15 protein-coding genes are annotated in these 18,701 nt (G+C 39.7%); 11 read left to right on the top strand and 4 right to left on the bottom strand.

What is annotated here, in order from left to right:
- Nucleotides 1-153: 153 nt before the first annotated feature.
- Nucleotides 154-408, bottom strand: a complete 255-nt coding sequence (locus IEO70_RS13525; RefSeq protein WP_190998898.1) for a hypothetical protein — start codon at nucleotides 406-408, stop codon at nucleotides 154-156.
- A 413-nt stretch (nucleotides 409-821) separates the two neighbouring features.
- Here IEO70_RS13525 and miaB point away from each other — a divergent pair, with 413 nt between their 5' ends.
- The 5 genes from miaB (at nucleotide 822) to mutL (ending at nucleotide 8,756) form a co-directional block, all read left to right on the top strand.
- The gene (miaB, locus tag IEO70_RS13520) at nucleotides 822-2,360 is read left to right on the top strand and encodes a tRNA (N6-isopentenyl adenosine(37)-C2)-methylthiotransferase MiaB (RefSeq protein WP_190998897.1); all 1,539 of its coding nucleotides are present in this window, start codon (nucleotides 822-824) and stop codon (nucleotides 2,358-2,360) included.
- A 2-nt stretch (nucleotides 2,361-2,362) separates the two neighbouring features.
- On the top strand, nucleotides 2,363-2,794 hold the full coding sequence (locus tag IEO70_RS13515) for a RicAFT regulatory complex protein RicA family protein (RefSeq protein WP_190998896.1): 432 nt from the start codon (nucleotides 2,363-2,365) through the stop codon (nucleotides 2,792-2,794).
- A 284-nt stretch (nucleotides 2,795-3,078) separates the two neighbouring features.
- Nucleotides 3,079-3,618: an outer spore coat protein CotE gene (gene cotE / locus IEO70_RS13510; RefSeq protein WP_190998895.1), complete on the top strand. Its 540-nt coding sequence runs from the start codon at nucleotides 3,079-3,081 to the stop codon at nucleotides 3,616-3,618.
- A gap of 531 nt (nucleotides 3,619-4,149) precedes the next feature.
- Entirely contained in the window at nucleotides 4,150-6,768 is a 2,619-nt protein-coding gene (gene mutS / locus IEO70_RS13505; protein WP_190999005.1) for a DNA mismatch repair protein MutS, read from the top strand.
- 17 nt (nucleotides 6,769-6,785) lie between these two features.
- Nucleotides 6,786-8,756, top strand: a complete 1,971-nt coding sequence (gene mutL, locus IEO70_RS13500) for a DNA mismatch repair endonuclease MutL (protein WP_190998894.1) — start codon at nucleotides 6,786-6,788, stop codon at nucleotides 8,754-8,756.
- Between the two features lie 50 nt (nucleotides 8,757-8,806).
- Here mutL and IEO70_RS13495 read toward each other — a convergent pair whose 3' ends face one another.
- The 3 genes from IEO70_RS13495 to IEO70_RS13485 are packed head-to-tail and all read right to left on the bottom strand — an operon-like array spanning nucleotide 8,807 to nucleotide 12,546.
- Nucleotides 8,807-9,919 (bottom strand): Ger(x)C family spore germination protein, encoded by a 1,113-nt coding sequence (locus tag IEO70_RS13495; RefSeq protein ID WP_190998893.1) that lies wholly within the window; start codon nucleotides 9,917-9,919, stop codon nucleotides 8,807-8,809.
- Nucleotides 9,909-11,015: a GerAB/ArcD/ProY family transporter gene (locus IEO70_RS13490; protein ID WP_190998892.1), complete on the bottom strand. Its 1,107-nt coding sequence runs from the start codon at nucleotides 11,013-11,015 to the stop codon at nucleotides 9,909-9,911. Before IEO70_RS13490 ends, IEO70_RS13495 begins: the two co-directional genes overlap by 11 nt.
- Nucleotides 11,008-12,546 carry a spore germination protein gene (locus tag IEO70_RS13485; RefSeq protein WP_190998891.1) on the bottom strand — a complete coding sequence of 513 codons (1,539 nt, stop codon included), beginning with the start codon at nucleotides 12,544-12,546 and terminating at the stop codon, nucleotides 11,008-11,010. The genes IEO70_RS13490 and IEO70_RS13485 overlap by 8 nt, the downstream gene beginning before the upstream one ends.
- A 272-nt stretch (nucleotides 12,547-12,818) precedes the next feature.
- On the opposite strand from IEO70_RS13485, the gene miaA reads away from it, so the two are divergent.
- The 6 genes from miaA to glnA all read left to right on the top strand — a co-directional run bounded on the left by miaA (nucleotide 12,819) and on the right by glnA (nucleotide 18,537).
- Nucleotides 12,819-13,784, top strand: coding sequence for a tRNA (adenosine(37)-N6)-dimethylallyltransferase MiaA (gene miaA, locus IEO70_RS13480; RefSeq protein ID WP_407949319.1), 966 nt, complete (start codon nucleotides 12,819-12,821; stop codon nucleotides 13,782-13,784).
- Between the two features lie 15 nt (nucleotides 13,785-13,799).
- A complete protein-coding gene (gene hfq, locus IEO70_RS13475; RefSeq protein ID WP_190998889.1) occupies nucleotides 13,800-14,033 on the top strand; it encodes an RNA chaperone Hfq in 234 nt (77 codons plus the stop codon).
- 117 nt (nucleotides 14,034-14,150) lie between these two features.
- The gene (gene spoVK, locus IEO70_RS13470) at nucleotides 14,151-15,119 is read left to right on the top strand and encodes a stage V sporulation protein K (RefSeq protein WP_235973610.1); all 969 of its coding nucleotides are present in this window, start codon (nucleotides 14,151-14,153) and stop codon (nucleotides 15,117-15,119) included.
- A gap of 107 nt (nucleotides 15,120-15,226) precedes the next feature.
- On the top strand, nucleotides 15,227-16,495 hold the full coding sequence (locus IEO70_RS13465; RefSeq protein ID WP_190998888.1) for a methionine gamma-lyase family protein: 1,269 nt from the start codon (nucleotides 15,227-15,229) through the stop codon (nucleotides 16,493-16,495).
- Between the two features lie 263 nt (nucleotides 16,496-16,758).
- Nucleotides 16,759-17,163: a MerR family transcriptional regulator gene (locus IEO70_RS13460; RefSeq protein WP_407949316.1), complete on the top strand. Its 405-nt coding sequence runs from the start codon at nucleotides 16,759-16,761 to the stop codon at nucleotides 17,161-17,163.
- Between the two features lie 39 nt (nucleotides 17,164-17,202).
- Entirely contained in the window at nucleotides 17,203-18,537 is a 1,335-nt protein-coding gene (gene glnA, locus IEO70_RS13455; protein WP_190998887.1) for a type I glutamate--ammonia ligase, read from the top strand.
- Nucleotides 18,538-18,701 lie beyond the last annotated feature (164 nt).

Genomic DNA, 18,701 nt, shown 5'->3' with positions numbered 1-18,701 from the left:
CCAAGGAAACCCGGTTTTGGTTTCTTGGGTGGGGTGGCTTAGGACCAAGCATGGCAGGTATAAGGTTAGACAGCCAACTGAGTTCAAAAAAATATACTATTTTAAGTAAAAAAAGAGAGCTAAAGGAAATAATCCTTTTGCTCTCTTTTACTTTCAGTAATTTATTAGATTACCAGAAGAAGCCTCCGCAGAACCCGCCGCAGAATCCGCCGCAGCGTCTGCGGCAACAACAGTTTCGGTTGTTATTGTAATTATTGTTGTTTTGATTATTGTAGTTTTGATTATTGTTGTTGTAGTTATTGTCGTAGTTTTGATTTCTTCTTCTATGATGTCTGCAGCTGCTGCTACTGCTACTGCTACTGCTACTGCTGCTTGATTCAGAGCGGTGTTTACGTCTGCGTCTTTCATTGCCGGAGTCAAAGTTATTAAAACGGCCAGAGTTAATGCAATTGCAAAGACCTACATGTTCACAGAAAGATAAGTTACTATTGCTGTTGTTGTTGTTGTTGTTGTTGGAGCTGCCATCATGTCCATGTCCACCTTGATTGTTATAGTTACCCATTATTACACTCTCCTTTTAATTATCGTTCACTGTAATGTATGTACAAGGCTGGTAACTTGAAAAGGCTTGTACCTAGTTATGAAGAAATGTGTTAATGTCCGAAAAAGAATAGAGAGCTATTCGTTTTTTTTCAGCTATTGTTTAAACCAAGCAAAACATTTATACTAAAAAGTGATTGTTTCTGTTAAATAATTGGCACATTTTGTGAAAAAACAATGACTATCATGAAGTATAATCATAAAGAAAGGAGATCCAACGTATGAATGAAAAACAACGTACAGAATCTCAACAAGTAAAAGAAAGTAGACCAACGGACAAAAAATCCGAAAAGGACTACAGCAAATATTTTGAAAAGACATATGCGGCTCCTTCTTTAAAGGATGCAAAGAGACGTGGTAAAGAAGCTGTCCAATATCATAATGATTTTTCTATTTCTGAGCAGTTCAGAGATATGGGGAAAGGCAGAAAGTTTTTAATTCGTACTTACGGCTGCCAAATGAATGAGCATGATACAGAAGTAATGGCAGGTATTTTTATGGCTTTAGGCTATGAACCAACTACTGATGTGAAAGAGACAAATGTAATTCTTCTCAATACGTGTGCGATCCGTGAAAATGCGGAAAATAAAGTGTTTGGAGAGCTTGGCCACTTGAAAGCGCTGAAGCGAGAAAATCCAGACTTGCTGATCGGTGTGTGCGGCTGTATGTCACAGGAGGAATCGGTTGTTAACCGCATTCTTCAAAAGCATCAATTCGTAGATATGATTTTCGGGACACATAATATTCACCGTCTACCGAACATCCTCCAAGACGCTTATATGTCGAAGGAAATGGTTGTAGAAGTGTGGTCTAAAGAAGGGGATATCATTGAAAACCTTCCGAAAGTCCGTAAAGGCAATATTAAAGGCTGGGTTAACATTATGTACGGATGCGATAAGTTCTGTACGTACTGCATTGTTCCGTTTACGCGAGGTAAAGAAAGAAGCCGCCGTCCGGAAGATATCATTCAGGAAGTCAGACACTTGGCTGCGCAAGGCTATCAAGAAGTAACGCTTTTAGGTCAAAATGTTAATGCGTATGGGAAAGATTTTACAGATATGAAATACGGTCTTGGCGATTTGATGGATGAAATCCGTAAGATTGACATTCCACGCATTCGTTTCACAACAAGTCATCCGCGCGATTTTGACGATCGTCTAATCGAAGTGTTGGCTAAAGGCGGTAACTTAGTTGACCATATTCATCTTCCAGTTCAGTCAGGAAGTTCAGAAGTGCTGAAGATTATGGCGCGCAAATACAACCGCGAGCAATACTTAGAGCTTGTCAGAAAAATTAAAGCGGCGATACCGAATGTTTCATTGACAACTGATATTATTGTCGGCTATCCGAATGAGACAGAAGAGCAATTCGAAGAAACCCTTTCTTTATATAAAGAGGTAGGTTATGATGCGGCTTATACATTTATTTATTCTCCGCGAGAAGGTACTCCGGCAGCGAAAATGGTCGATAACGTGCCAATGAGTGTTAAGAAAGAACGTTTGCAGCGCTTAAATGCCGTTGTTAATGAAATCTCCGCGCAAAAAATGCTTGAGCATAAAGGGCAAATTGTTGATGTATTAGTCGAAGGGGAAAGCAAAAATAACCCAGATGTTTTAGCGGGATATACGACTAAGAGCAAGCTAGTAAACTTTGTCGGACCTAAATCAGCTATCGGACAAATTGTGAAAGTGCGTATTACAGATGCTAAAACATGGTCATTAAACGGAGAAATGGTGGATCAAATAATTGAGGTGAAATAATAGTGGGAACTTATACAAAAGACGATCTTATTAAAAAAGCGCAAGAACTTGCAGCAATGATTGCAGAAACAGAAGAAGTGGATTTCTTTAAAAAAGCCGAGGCGCAAATTCATGAAAACAAACGGGTTCGTGAATTAATTGCCAGCTTAAAAAGCTTGCAAAAACAATCGATTAATTTCGAGCATTACGGCAAAGAGAGAGCATACAAGCAAGTACAAGATCGTATTCACGCTATTGAAGAAGAAATTGATGAGATTCCTGTTGTTCAGGAGTTCAAGCAATCTCAAATCGAGGTCAATGAACTGCTGCAAATGGTATCTTCGGCAATTTCTAATAAAGTTACAGACCTCATCATAGAATCAACTGAAGGAAATGTATTGCGCGGCCAAACCGGCGCAGAAGTGAAAAATCAAACAGCCAGCAGCTGTTCATAATCAATCAGTAAAGTCCCGTGAATTTTCACGGGACTTTTTTGCATCTTTGTCCCGGTAAAAGTAGTTTCCCTATAAAGAAATAAATTTAAAAACAAACAAGGACCTGCAATGTTTTTCTTATTAAATTTTGTACGTCCACTGTCGTCTCCAAAGGCACACAGCCTCCATTATTGCATACAATGAATTATGAAATCCGCCTATTGATGCAGTAGGGATAATTTTATTCACACTAGACATTTAACACGCATAGGATGAATTGAAAATGAATGAGGAGGGTTCGCTTCATGTCACAGTATAGAGAGATTATAACAAAGGCAGTGGTGGCCAAAGGACGCAAATTTACAAGGTCCAATGAAACTATTTGCCCGGATCAAAATCCTTCCAGCATTCTTGGTTGTTGGATTATAAATCATCATTATACAGCGAAAAAGAATGGGAAGAAGGTCCATATAAGCGGCAGTTTCGATATCAGCATCTGGTATTCGTATAACAAAAATACGAAAACAGGTGTTAAAACAGAAAAAGTTCAATATACAGACGTCGTCAATTTAAAGTACCGTGACCCTGATTTCCTGGATGATCGTGAAATAGTGGTGAGAGTTGTTCAACAGCCAAATTGCATTGAAGCCTGCATTAATGGAGATGGGCAGAAAATTGTTGTGGAAGTCGAGAAAGAATTTTTTGTTGAAGTGATTGGCGAAACGAAGGTAGTCGTTGCGGTGAGTCCTGATGGAAGAGCTGACGATGATGACTGGTTCAATGATGTCGATGACGACGATCTCCACGAAATTCAGCCGGACTTTATAATGGAATATGAGAAATAACATGTATGCTAGGGGGGAAACTTCCTAGTTTTTATTTTTAGAGATAAGTGTATAATTTTGAACATAGATGGCTCACACCTGCCATGCTCGGCGGCCTACAGGAATTAGGTCATATCGGCGTTGCAACAGGACGTGGCGTTCTTAGCCGATGTTCTTTTAAACGCCTCACACAAGAAACCAAAGGTGGGTTTCTTGTGTGAGGCTCTCACGATGAGAGTCACAGCGATGAAGATATCCGGACGTAGCGTCCTTAGTCGCTGTTCAATACTTGTGGGCCGCTTCCGCTTTTCGTTACCCGCATGGCTCTTTTTTCATCGATGTGAACCTAAGGAGCATTATTCTTGATAAAAAGGGCCGGTGTCGTTTTTTCTAGCACTATAAGAACATAAATTGGCAACGATGTGGAAACTCGACGTAGTGACCAATTTTAAGTCTATAGTATAAGCGCAACTAGCCAAATTAGTGTGCTATAATAAACGGGATAGAGTGAAACTGAAGATAATTTTTTGTACGAAAGGTTTTGAAATGAACATGGCCACTTACACGCCAATGATTATGCAATATTTACAAGTAAAGGCAGATTATCCTGATGCCTTTTTATTTTTTCGTTTAGGTGACTTTTATGAGATGTTCTTTGATGATGCCGTTAAAGCGTCTCAAGAACTTGAAATAACATTAACGAGCAGAGACGGTGGTTCTACGGAAAGAATTCCAATGTGCGGCATACCGTATCACTCTGCTGCTAACTATATTGATACATTAATTGAAAGAGGCTATAAAGTAGCTATCTGCGAGCAAGTCGAAGATCCAAGGCAAGCAAAAGGGGTAGTTAAGCGTGAGGTCGTGCAAATGATCACACCTGGGACAGTTATGCAAGGACGTGGCATTGACGAAAAGCAGAATAACTATGTGACATCAGTGACGCGGTTTGCCGACCAAACATTCGGATTTGCTTTCGCCGACCTTTCTACCGGTGAAAATAAGGTGACTTTACTGACCAACTCATTTCAGGATGTCATTAATGAAGTGACAGCTTTGGCCGCTAAAGAAATGATAATTGACGAAAGTTTTCCTGCTGATCTGCAAAAGCAGCTGAGCGAAAGACAGTCCATCGTTTTCTCTATTCAAAACGAAACAGCTGTTGCTCCGGAGTTTGAAGGAATTATAGCTGATTTAACACAAGAAAAGTTAGTTGTGACAACAGCCCGTTTGCTTCATTACTTGTTTAATACGCAAAAGCGCGGTCTTGCGCATATGCAAAAAACAGTTACTTATGATACAAGCCATTATTTAAAAATTGATTACCACTCAAAGCGTAATCTGGAACTAACAGAAACAATTCGCAGCAAAGGCAAGCATGGCTCGTTATTATGGCTTCTTGACGAAACGAAAACAGCGATGGGAGCTCGAATGCTAAAGCAATGGGTCGATCGGCCGCTTATCACAAAAGAAAGCATTATTGAACGCCAAAATACAGTTGAAGTATTATTAAACAATTATTTTAACCGTGAAGAGCTGCGGGAAAGCTTGAAAGAAGTATATGATTTAGAGCGTCTTTCCGGCCGTGTCGCATTCGGCAATGCCAATGCCCGCGATTTGATTGCCTTGAAAAAATCATTGCATCAAGTGCCTAAAATTATTGCTATTCTAGAAGAAATGAATGACAGCAAGCTTGAGCTAATTATCAACCAATGCGACCCATGTGAAGAGGTTGCAGATATGCTTGAACAGGCGCTAGTCGAGAACCCGCCGCTTTCTATAAAAGAAGGCAATATGATTATGGATGGCTACGATGAACAACTGGATCAATACCGTGATGCGAGCCGTAACGGTAAAACATGGATCGCCGCGTTAGAGAAGCAGGAGCGCGATATTACCGGCATTAAATCATTGAAAGTCGGCTTTAACCGTGTGTTTGGTTATTATATTGAAGTGACGAAAGCGAATATTCATTTGCTTGAAGAGGGACGATATGAGCGCAAGCAAACGTTGACGAATGCCGAACGTTATATTACACCGGAACTGAAGGAAAAAGAGGCTTTAATTTTAGAAGCAGAAGAGAAAATGATTGATCTAGAATATGATATATTCGTGAAACTGCGGGAGCATGTGAAAGAGTATATTCCGCGCCTGCAAAGCTTGGCGAAATGCATTAGCGAGCTAGACGTTATGCAATGTTTTGCGACAGTGAGTGAAAACCGTCATTATGTTAAACCGGTATTTTCCGATGAGCGACGTATTGCGATTGTGAATGGCCGACACCCGGTTGTTGAAAAAGTGATGCAAAAACAGCAATATGTGCCGAATGACTGCATAATGAACAGTGAGCGCGAAATGCTTCTTATTACTGGACCGAACATGAGTGGTAAAAGTACGTATATGAGACAAGTCGCTTTAACAGCAGTGCTAGCTCAAATCGGATGTTTTGTCCCTGCCGATCAAGCAGAATTGCCGATATTTGATCAAATCTTTACCCGTATCGGGGCAGCAGATGATCTTATTTCCGGCCAAAGTACATTCATGGTAGAAATGCTGGAAGCGAAGCATGCGATTGCTCATGCGACGCAAAACAGCTTAATCTTGTTTGATGAAATCGGTCGTGGTACGTCTACTTATGACGGAATGGCGCTCGCGCAGGCAATCATTGAATATATTCATGGCAAAATTGGTGCTAAAACACTGTTTTCAACGCACTATCATGAATTAACAACGCTTGAGGACGAATTGAAACAATTGAAAAATGTACATGTAAGCGCAATTGAGCAAAACGGTAAAGTTGTCTTCTTGCATAAAATTAAAGAAGGCGCGGCTGATAAAAGTTATGGTATACATGTAGCGCAGTTGGCCGAACTTCCGGAGGAATTGATTAAAAGAGCGAATGAGCTTTTGCAGCAATTTGAAGGAAATCCCATTCCGCAAACGCAACAGCAGCCAGTTGAGCCGGTCGTTAAAGAAACAGCGGCAACAGTAGTAACTGATGACACAGAGCAACTGTCATTTTTCACAGCAGCCGACCGGGTACCGAAAGAAGACAAGCTTTCAAGCAAAGAGCATAAATGCATTCAACAGTTGAAAAAAATCAACATTCTAGAAATGACGCCACTTGATGCGATGAATGCCTTATATGAATTACAAAAACACATTAAATAGCACGGAGGTGAAGATACTTGGGGAAAATCATTCAATTAAGCGATGACCTGTCTAATAAAATTGCAGCCGGTGAGGTTGTTGAACGGCCGGCATCTGTCGTAAAGGAATTAACGGAAAATAGCATTGATGCCAACAGTACAATCATTGAAATTGAATTGGAAGAAGCAGGATTGCAAGCAATTCGAATCATTGATAATGGTGATGGTATTGAAAGTGACGATGTAAAAAAAGCTTTTCATCGCCATGCTACAAGTAAAATCAAAAATGAAAATGATCTGTTCCGTATTCGCACACTCGGTTTCCGCGGAGAGGCTTTGCCAAGTATCGCTTCCGTTTCCAGACTCGAACTTAAAACTAGTACCGGTGAAAATGCCGGTACGCACCTTGTTTTAGAGGGCGGGAAAATCATTTCTGAGACAGGAAGTGATGCCAGAAAGGGAACAGAGATTACCGTTTCAGATTTATTCTTCAACACGCCTGCCCGCCTGAAATATGTCAAAACGATTCATACCGAACTTGGAAACGTAACTGATGTTGTTAACCGTCTTGCTTTATCGCATCCGGAAATATCGTTTCGTTTAACGCATAACGGCAATCAAATTCTTCGCACAAACGGAAACGGTGATGTGCGTGCTGTTTTAGCGGCAATTTACGGTTTTAACATTGCTAAAAAAATGATTCCGATTGAAGCGCAGTCTCTCGATTTCAATATTAGCGGCTATATCTCTTATCCGGAAACGACGCGCGCTTCAAGAAACTATATGTCATTACTGATTAATGGCCGCTATATTAAAAACTATTTATTAACGAAGGCGATTTTGTCAGGTTACCATACATTGCTTCCAATCGGTCGCTATCCGATTGCAATGCTGAATATTGAAATGGATCCTTTATTGGTTGATGTCAATGTGCATCCTTCTAAGCTTGAAGTACGACTGAGCAAGGAACAAGAATTGATGGAGCTGATCACCAATACAATTATTGCTGCCTTTAAGAAGGAAGTCCTCATTCCATCGGCCGTTGAAGAGAAAAAGCCGAAAGCAAAACCGCAATCTGAGCAAGTATCCTTCTCGCTTGAATCGGGCTATCAGCCTCCAAGCAGGCAGGAGAAGAAAGTAATTGCTGATTTTACGCAGTCTATACGGGAAACGCAAGTGAATGATTGGAAAAAAATTAAACCGCCTGCTGAGCCGTTTCCTGCTGCGGTTGAGCCGATGAAAGAACCAATTGCTGATACGCTGCCGGAGCCGTCAGCATTACAGCAGCCGTTTTCTACTCCTCCTGCTGACTATGTACCGACAGATCATGAGGAGGAGATGGAGGAAGCTGCACAATATCTAGAGCAAGACTACGAATCAGCGCCTTCGCAGCCTGAACCGCAGCATCATAGCCAAGAGGCGCAAAGCAGAATTCCGACAATGTATCCGATCGGGCAACTGCATGGCACCTATATATTGGCGCAAAATGAAAACGGCTTGTATATGATTGACCAGCATGCGGCGCAGGAACGTCTTAAGTATGAATATTTTCGTGATAAAGTAGGAGAAGTAAGTCAGGAACTGCAAGATATGCTCGTTCCGATTACACTGCAATATTCAACTGATGAAAGCATTAAAATTAAGGAGAATATCGATTTGTTGCAAGAAGTCGGCATTTTCCTTGAGGATTTCGGACATAACGCTTTCATCATCCGTTCGCACCCGCAATGGTTCCCGCAAGGAGATGAGCAGGATATTGTCGAGAGCATTATTGATCAGCTGCTGCAAATGAAGAAGGTTGATATTAAGAAGCTGAGAGAAGAAGCGGCTATTTTGATGAGCTGTAAAGCATCAATCAAAGCGAATCATCATTTGCGTCAAGATGAAATAGCGGCATTGCTTGAGCAGTTGCGCTACAGCTCTGATCCGTTTACATGCCCGCACGGACGTCCGATCATCATACACTATTCGACACGTGAAATAGAGAAGATGTTTAAAAGAATTATGTAGTAGCGATAAGACTAAAAGAGCGTATCTGAATTTTATCAGATACGCTTTTCTTATCGAATGACTCCATGGCTAATAATCTTTACATCAAAATCTACTTTTAAATCAGCCTGTTGATAACCGACTTCTTTCCAGTTCATTCTTTTAAATTCATCATTATGAAAAGCCATTAATTGTCTTCCGAGTGCGAGCCCGTCACAGTTGGCATTTTGCAGTTTTTCAAGAATTTTATTGCCGGTCTCAGTGAATTTTTTTCTGAGTTGTTTTTGGATATATTCATTGCTCTGACCTTTTTCATAAAGCGGTGATTCAATTACTTCCACATCTAAATTAACTTTTATGCGACCGATGACGCGACCGTTTTTAACTTGCATATTCAAATCTCGCTTCGCTTTCATTACATTAATCGAGATATAATTTTCGATATCGGGTTCCTCATTCGAGGCGATTTTTTTAATTAGGCTCGGTTTATTCTTCACTGATTTATTATCCATGATATTGAAGAGAATACTTTCCTGTTCATTAAAGGTTTTACCGGTGAAATGACTGCCGTTAAATAAAGCCAATCCTGCTACTCTCGGTGTTTTGTCCGGAGATTGTGATAAGTAAGGAATAAGAAGGTCTTTCCCCTCATTATGGAAAATTCGAGATCCGGTCAAAACATTTACATCGGTAAAAATCATCCGTTTTTGGGCACCTTTAATCAAATCATTATAATACTCTGAAATGATTTTTTCGTTAGGAATCGGAGTCAGAAAGTATTCCTTAACTTCCCCTTTTGTAATCGCTAAAAGCGGATTTAATGGATTATTCGGATCACGCAATGATATATTCAAATACGGAAAAATTCCTTCTTCTTTAGCGAGTTTATCTCCAAAAAATATGAATTCAATTCTAGTTGTGTCCAAATTCTCCGATACTTTATCGGCAACGTCCATAGTCAATCTGCGGACAGTGTGAGCCTGCACCGTTGTTAAAATAGTTGAATTCGGGTAATTGTTTGCGTTTGGTGTCGAGTAAATCCCGGTAATTTCCCCGTGTTTTCCTTTATCAAGTCCGATTGCCAAAATAAAACGAGTATCCCTCAGCAATTTTTCGTCCCAGCAGCCGGTTAAAAGCACTATTTGAATAGCCATGATCAGCAAGAAAAATCGTTTATGTTTCATGCTTATTCACCTTCCTGCCCTTGAAAATCATTATTACGGCAACGAGAAGTGGAATGAATAAAATCGTGACATACGTAAAATATAGCTGAACGGATTCAACTGTTATCCAAAACGATAGGCTATCCACTTTATCCGCTAAAATAGTAAGTATAAACATTATTAAAGCGACAATGCCTACTTCTTTTTTATGATCAGCTCTTTTACGGAGTCTGCCGATGCCTAGACAACAAACGTATAGAAAGCACATACAAGAAGTAATCATAACGACAACCCAACCTGCGAGGAAAAATACTTCAATTCTCTCAAGTATGGTGAACTTCGTTGGCACAAGCAAATAAACGACAGGGTGTTCGATGTTTTTAGCGGCATTCGGAAAATACATAAAGCAAATGAGAGTGGTGATTAAGTAAAACGAACCGGCAGTCAGTATGCTGATTCTTTCCCATTTAACCTTAGTTTTCACTGTTCCGGCAGTAAAAGCATGAATGAAAAGAAACGTCTCAAACCCGGCAAAAGCAGTAATGCCATGGAACGATCCTTTCAATATATTCGTGATGCCTGCTTCACCGATCGGCAATAAATATAACGGGTTCAAATCTTGGATTGTCCATGTTACAAAAAACAAAATTAAAAAAATAAAGAAAGATGACAGTATGAGAAACCGCCCAATAATTTGCAAGTCAGCATTTACAATGTAATAGCACACAAAAATAAATAAGCTGATCAGCACCCATGGTGGTGTTCGATAGTATAACCATAGATTTAGCACATCGATGCATTTTTGCGCCATTAAAACGGCATACAGAAAGTAGTAGGTAATTAAAATTAAGTTAATCACTTTGCCTGCTGTTTTGCCGAAAATATCGACCGTGATCTCAAAAAAATTTTTATCCGGATATTGTTTCACAATGAAATAATAAAGTGCTGATAATCCAAGTGCGAAAAGAAGGCAGACGATGACCGATATCCAGCCGTCATGACCGGCTCTCAATCCCAATATGTGAGGCAATGACAAGATTGCCATTCCTAATTGGGCATGCAGCGTAAAAAAGAAAAACTGAGATTTTGTTAATCGATTCATTTGCAGATCACTCATTTTTCTTCCACCACCTTGAAAAGCCTTGACGAATAATATTTTTTGTTTTAGTTTCTGCCGGCCGTCGATTCATCGTGATAACAGGTGCCCGAATAATCGTATCTTTTAAATCGCTCCATTTGATCGGAGAAATCGGCGCTAAATAAGGAATGCCGAACGGTTGCAGTTTACATAAATGACCGATCAATATTAAAAAGCCGATTAGTATGCCGTAAAGTCCGAGAAAGGCTGCCATAATCATAAACGGAAAACGTAATATCCGGACAGTCAGACTCATATCCGAAGATGGAATGACGAATGAAGAAATGGATGTCAACGCTACGATAACTACCATCAAATTGGATACAAGACCGGCCTGGACAATTGCATCTCCAATGACAAGTCCGCCTACTATGCCGATTGTTGGACCGATTTTTGTCGGCAAACGCAAACTTGCTTCTCTAATCAGTTCAATGAATATTTCCACAATCCCGGCTTCAATAAGCGGCCGGTAAGGTATTGTTTCGACTGATTTTTTCGCCATGAAAACTAAATAAGAAGGCAATACTTCGTTATGAAATCCGATAATGGCAATATAAAGTGAAGGCAGCAAAATCGCTATTAAAAAAGCAAGATAGCGAATTAGACGGTAAAAAGAACCGATTGTGAATCGTGTATTGTAATCGTCGGGCGATTGATAAAACGCGAAGAACGTAACCGGCAAGATTAATGCTGATGCGGACCCTTCAATAAAAAGTGCGACACGTCCTTCCGTCAAATTGCCGCATACACGATCAACCCGCTCTGTTGCCAGGCATTGGGGAAAGGGTGTGAACGTATAATCCTCGATATAGTCCACTAAATAGGCGAAACTGAATAAACTGTCGGTATCAATGCTATTAATCCTTTTCTCTATTTTTCGAATCAAATCAGGGTCGGCTAAATTGTTTAAATAGAGTAATGCCACCGTTTTTTGCGCTTCTTTTCCGATTTGAAAAGTTTTGACGGTCATATTTGGCGAAATCAGATTTTTTCGCGTCAAAAAAAGATTGGTTTCTAACGATTCTGTAAAGCCTTCGTGAGAGCCTTGAATAATTTGTTCGTTAATCGGTTGTGAGACAGAGCGCCCGTCATGCTTGCGCGCCATAAAACTGTAAGGTGCTTTCTGTCCGTCGAAGAAGAGCAGCACATATCCTGCCAGCATATCATTAATACAATCTTTCGAAAGGGAGTCTTTATTCTCATATGTTTTCAGCGTAAAGGATAATGTCTCTTCAAACGGATAATTGCTGGCCGTAAGATTGTCTATTACTTTTTCAATATCCATTTTGTCTGAAAGCGTATCAATAAAGATAATTGCTGCATCAAGATTGTTCAGAACAATTTTTTTAACGGTAATATCCGAACTGTCTTGTAAAGTCTGCTTGATTTTTTCAAGATTATCGTTCAGATTTTTTGTGAAAGTCAGTTGGAGTCGGTCAATTTGCGGTGTTGCTTTGTTTTGGACAGATGCAGGCGGCTTTTTTTTGTTGCGGAATAGTGAGCGCAGCAAATCAATCATCCCCTTTTCGTCGTTAATGATTGTTAGTATGCTACGGTTAAGCGAAAATATAAAATTTTTTTTCGTTTAAGCAATGCATAAATGGGAATAACTTTAATTGTTGTCTTAGAAAAAATTTGCTGTAGAAATGTGAATATTATGTAGCAATTTTATTTATGACCAGTTGGCCCTCCCTTAACGATGGTTTGATATGATACTATAAAAGAAATAAGATAGAAGATGTCACCGTATGGTGGACAATGACAAAAGGGTAGTTGAAAAAAGTGAGTGACAAACAAAAAGTAGTTGTTATTATGGGGCCTACCGCAGTAGGGAAAACAAAGCTCAGCATTGATCTAGCAAAAGCGTTTAACGGAGAAATCATCAGCGGGGATTCGATGCAAATCTATAAAGGGATGGATATCGGGACAGCCAAAATCAAAAAAGAAGAAATGCAAGGTGTGCCACATCATTTAATTGATATTATCGAACCGACGGATAGTTTTAATGTAGCGCAATTTCAGGAGCTTGTGACAAAATGCATTGACGATATTACGTCCAGAGGGAAGCTACCGATTATCGCCGGAGGCACAGGCCTTTACATTGAGGCAGTATTGCAGCAATATTCCTATGCTGAAAGTGTTAAAGATGAGGAATATCGTTTGGAGCTTGAACAATCGGCAAGGGAAAATGGCGTTCAATATGTACATAATTTATTGGCTGATATTGATGAAGCAAGCGCTGAACGCATACATCCGAACAATGTAAGAAGAGTGATCAGAGCGTTGGAAATTTACCATTGCACAGGCAAAAAAATGAGCGAGCAACTGGAAAAGCAAAATGATGACTATGTGTATGATGCTGCTTTAATCGGACTGACGATGGAAAGGGAACGATTATACGAGCGCATTAACAGAAGAGTGGACATAATGGCTGAAGAAGGACTGCTCGAAGAAGTGCAGGCGTTATATGATCAAGGTATTCGAGATTGCCAGTCGATACAGGCCATAGGATATAAGGAGCTTTATGAGTATTTCGACGGAAAAGTCACTTATGAACAAGCGATCGAAAATCTAAAGCAAAACTCGAGACGCTATGCAAAAAGGCAATTAACCTGGTTCCGCAACAAAATGAATTTGCAATGGTTTGAAATGAATCCGGGCAATGAAGAAAAAAACTTTTTGGAAATATGTTCATACATAGAGGAAAAGTTAGATGTAAAGCGAATATTTTACTATACAGATTTGTGAGGAGGATCAGTTGAAATGAAAACATCAGTCAATATTCAAGATCAGTTTTTAAATCAATTACGCAAGGAAGGCATTTATGTAACAGTCTTTCTTTTGAATGGCTTCCAAATTAGAGGTCAAATCAAAGGGTTCGACAATTTTACCGTTCTGTTTGAAAGTGAAGGGAAGCAGCAGCTTGTATTTAAACATGCTATTTCAACCTTTGCTCCGCAGAAAAATGTTCAAATCAATTTTGAAGGAAAAGAATAGTACATTCTATATAATTAGAAGAAAGCAGATGTTTATGCATCTGCTTTTTTCTATGGCACTACTAATTGCCGATTACTTCGAATATAGATAATAAGAAGTAATGCAGGAGGCTTCACTTTGATAGCAAGCGGGGTGGATTTTTTGTCTGATACGCCGAACAGAAGAAATAAAGGGCAAATAAATATCGTGATTAATAAAGAAAAAAGAAATTTTGCCACAAAAGAGTTGCCGATTATGGAAACATACGAAAAGGAAATTCCGCCCGAGCATCAAGCTTTAAAAGAAATTGAGGCGGAATTGTCCTCATTAGTTGGAATGGATGAAATGAAAAAAATCATTAAACAAATATATGCATGGATTTATGTCAATAAAAAGCGGCAGGAGAAGGGCTTGAAAGCAGGCAAACAATCGTTGCATATGATGTTCAAAGGAAACCCGGGCACAGGGAAGACGACGGTTGCCCGACTGATTGGTAAACTATTTGTAAAAATGGAAGTATTGTCGAAAGGCCATTTAATTGAAGGTGAGCGTGCTGATCTTGTCGGGGAATATATCGGACATACTGCTCAGAAAACACGTGATTTAGTCAAAAAAGCATTAGGGGGCATCTTATTTATTGATGAGGCTTATTCACTTGGTCGGGGAGGAGAGAAAGACTTCGGCAAAGAAGCGATAGATACACTAGTGAAGCATATGGAAGACAAGCAGCATGATTTTATATTAATTTTAGCCGGCTATTCAAAAGAAATGGATGATTTTCTGCTGTTGAACCCGGGCTTACATTCCCGATTTCCGATTGTCATTGATTTTCCCGATTACTCTGTTCCGCAGCTGATGGAAATAGCTGATATTATGCTGAAAGATAAAGAATATGTGCTGAGCAACGATGCTGAAAGGAAGCTTGAAGAGCATTTGCAATATATAAAAAGCAACTGGAGTCCGATCAGTTTTTCCAATGGGCGTTATATAAGGAATGTTATTGAAAAAGCAATCCGCGCTCAGGCAATGAGATTACTGATTAATGATGCATATGATAAGCGCGAACTGCAAACGCTGCGCAGTCAAGATTTACAATTTGGAGAATGAGGGAAATGCATTGCATTTTCCTCATTTTTGCGTTAAGTTTCTAAAGAGATAAGTGAACGCTTGCGAAAAGCAAGAACAATGAATTTATAGTTTAGAGGAGAAACATCATGTATCAAGATTTGACATACGGTGAACAATTAAAAACTTTAGTAACAAAAATCGAAGAAAAGTTGATTCCTGTACATAAAGCAGTGGAAGAAAACATTGATTACAATCAATTTCGTGTTTTGAAAGCTTTTCAAAATAATACAGTAAGCGATTATCATTTCAATCCGACAACAGGCTACGGCTATGATGACAGCGGTCGCGATACGCTTGAAAAAGTGTATGCCGAAGTGCTGGGCGGAGAAGCATGCCTCGTTCGTCCTCAAATCATATCAGGAACACATGCAATCTCAATCGCCTTATTTGGGATTTTGCGTCCTGGTGATGAATTGCTTTATATTACTGGCAAGCCATATGATACACTAGAGGAGATTGTCGGTATTCGTGGCAACGGCAACGGCTCTTTAAAGGAATTTAATATAAGCTACAATCATGTCGATTTAACAGTAGAAGGAAGAATCGACTATGAAGCTGTAAAGAACAGTATCAAGCCGGAAACGAAAATGATCGGTATTCAGCGTTCAAAAGGCTATGCGGCAAGACCATCCTTCACTGTCGCTGAAATTAAAGAGATGATTGAATTTGTCAAAGGAATTAAAAATGATGTCGTCGTATTTGTAGACAACTGTTACGGTGAATTCGTAGAAAGACAAGAACCTTGCCACGTCGGTGCCGATTTAATGGCTGGCTCATTGATCAAAAATCCGGGCGGCGGACTAGCAAAGACAGGTGGATATATTGTCGGTAAGAAGGAATATGTTGAAGCATGTTCTTATCGCCTAACTTCTCCTGGAATCGGAGCTGAAGCAGGAGCGTCTTTATATTCGCTTCAAGAAATGTATCAAGGGTTCTTTATGGCACCGCACATTGTCGGACAAGCATTGAAGGGCGCTCAATTTACTAGTGCCTTTTTAGAAGCAATCGGCATGAATACATTCCCGAAATGGAATGAGAAGCGTACTGATTTAATTCAGGCTGTCCAATTTGATAATAGCGAGTTGATGGTTGCTTTCTGTCAGGCGATTCAATACGCATCACCCATCAACTCGCATGTAACACCATACCCGAACTACATGCCAGGTTATGAGGATGATGTCATAATGGCAGCGGGCACATTTATTCAAGGAGCGAGCATTGAACTGACAGCTGATGGTCCGATTCGCCCACCATACATTGCCTATGTGCAAGGCGGTTTAACTTATTCCCATGTTAAATCAGCAGTTTTGATTGCAGTGAACTCTCTTTGTGAGAAAAAATTAATTACGTTATAATCATAGTTGGGTCTGTCCTGGTGGGGCAGACTCTTTTTATAGGCAAAAAGAGAGTTTATTTGATTGAATTTTCACAGTACAGTATTTTTTTACAAAAAATATGACAATAATTGAGGGAAGGGTGTATAATTCTACGGAGTTCGGAAAAATTGACAATTTATAAACTATTTAAAAATTTTTATGTAAGAAAACCTAACATTGTATTGACAAATATTATTACAATTAATAAACTATAATTAACAGTTAAGTGAGGAGGAAAAAAGGTGGATAGTAAAAATATTCGACGCTCTATGCCGCTATTTCCCATCAGTATTGTCATGCAGCTCACAGAATTGTCAGCGCGTCAAATTCGATATTACGAAGAACATGAATTAATATCGCCGGCCAGGACGGAAGGGAACAAGAGAATCTTTTCGTTAAACGATATTGATCGGCTGCTAGAGATTAAAGAAATGCTAGAGCAGGGTATTAATCTTGCCGGGATTAAGAAAGTCTTTTCGGTAAAGGAAGAGGCGCAAATAAAAACAAGTGAAGTTCATCAACAAGAAAAAGAAAAACGGGAATTGTCCAATGAAGAGCTAAGGAAGCTTTTACGCGCCGAGCTCATTCATAATAACAGACATCGTCCTTCGCTTCGGCAAGGAGATATGTCCCGATTCTTTCATTAAAAAAATAAAAAAGTAGAAAAAATGGGAGGAAGATTCAATATGGCAAAGTTTACTCGTGAAGACATTACACGTCTGGCAAAGGAAGAAAACGTAAAGTACATTCGTTTACAATTCACTGATATTTTAGGAACAATCAAAAATGTTGAAATTCCTGTAAGCCAATTAGAAAAGGCATTAGACAACAAAATGATGTTTGACGGTTCTTCAATTGAAGGATTCGTTCGAATTGAAGAATCTGATATGTACTTATATCCTGATTTAGATACTTGGGTTGTCTTCCCTTGGACAGCTGAAAAAGGTAAAGTAGCACGTCTGATTTGCGATATTTATCAACCAGATGGCACTCCATTTGAAGGAGATCCTCGTGCTAACTTGAAACGAGTACTTGCTGAAATGAGAGAGCTTGGTTTCACGGATTTCAACCTTGGACCTGAGCCAGAATTCTTCTTATTCAAATTAGATGAAAAAGGCGAGCCTACTCTTGAATTAAACGATAATGGCGGATATTTCGACCTTGCTCCAACAGATTTAGGTGAAAACTGCCGTCGTGATATCGTATTAGAACTTGAAGAAATGGGATTTGAAATCGAAGCGTCTCACCATGAGGTAGCTCCTGGTCAGCACGAAATCGACTTCAAATACGCTGATGCTGTTACAGCATGTGACAACATCCAAACATTCAAGTTGGTTGTTAAAACAATCGCTCGCAAACACGGTCTTCACGCGACATTCATGCCAAAACCATTATTCGGTGTAAACGGATCTGGTATGCACTGTAACCTTTCGTTATTCAAAGGTAAAGAAAATGCATTCTATGATACTGAAGGGCACTTAGAACTAAGCGAAACAGCAAAACAATTCATCGCTGGTATCATCAAGCACGCTCCGAACTTTACAGCGGTAACTAACCCGACTGTAAACTCTTATAAGCGTCTAGTACCAGGTTATGAAGCACCATGTTATGTTGCTTGGTCAGCTCAAAACCGTAGCCCGTTAATCCGTATTCCTGCTTCACGCGGCCTAAGCACTCGTGTAGAAGTACGTAGTGTTGACCCTGCTGCAAACCCTTATATGGCATTGGCTGTATTGCTTCAAGCTGGCTTAGATGGAATCAAAAACAAATTGACTCCTCCGGCTCCAGTAGACCGCAATATTTATGTAATGTCTAAAGAAGAGCGCACAGAAGTAGGTATCGTCGATCTTCCTGCTACTTTATATGCTGCATTAGATAACTTAAAGACTGATGAAGTGATCAAAGCCGCTTTAGGAGCTCATTTATTCGAACATTTTGTAGAAGCAAAAGAAATCGAGTGGGATATGTTCCGTACGCAAGTTCACCCATGGGAACGCGACCAATACATGACTATGTATTAATAGATTGATAGATTTGAAGAACCCTTGACACTACTGGTGTTAAGGGTTCTTTATTATAAAAACGAAAACCCTAGGCTAGGCCTAGGGTTCCAAAAAGCTTACAGCGTTGTATTAAAAAAACTCTTCCGAAGATGCTAAAATATTTTTGGTTCGCCAACCAAAAT

Origin of the sequence: Peribacillus faecalis, from assembly GCF_014712675.1 — a bacterium.
Classification (GTDB): Bacteria; Bacillota; Bacilli; order Bacillales; family DSM-1321; genus Bacillus_AD; species Bacillus_AD faecalis.
The sequence above is the reverse complement of the archived record's forward strand: the minus strand, read 5'-3'. Positions and strand labels throughout refer to the sequence as shown.

Coding starts and splice junctions, on each gene's coding strand:
- IEO70_RS13525 (WP_190998898.1), bottom strand. CDS start 408: ATGAAAGACGCAGACGTAAACACCGCTCTGAATCAAGCAGCAGTAGCA.
- miaB (WP_190998897.1), top strand. CDS start 822: ATGAATGAAAAACAACGTACAGAATCTCAACAAGTAAAAGAAAGTAGA.
- cotE (WP_190998895.1), top strand. CDS start 3,079: ATGTCACAGTATAGAGAGATTATAACAAAGGCAGTGGTGGCCAAAGGA.
- mutS (WP_190999005.1), top strand. CDS start 4,150: ATGGCCACTTACACGCCAATGATTATGCAATATTTACAAGTAAAGGCA.
- IEO70_RS13495 (WP_190998893.1), bottom strand. CDS start 9,919: ATGAAACATAAACGATTTTTCTTGCTGATCATGGCTATTCAAATAGTG.
- IEO70_RS13490 (WP_190998892.1), bottom strand. CDS start 11,015: ATGAGTGATCTGCAAATGAATCGATTAACAAAATCTCAGTTTTTCTTT.
- hfq (WP_190998889.1), top strand. CDS start 13,800: ATGAAAACATCAGTCAATATTCAAGATCAGTTTTTAAATCAATTACGC.
- IEO70_RS13465 (WP_190998888.1), top strand. CDS start 15,227: ATGTATCAAGATTTGACATACGGTGAACAATTAAAAACTTTAGTAACA.
- glnA (WP_190998887.1), top strand. CDS start 17,203: ATGGCAAAGTTTACTCGTGAAGACATTACACGTCTGGCAAAGGAAGAA.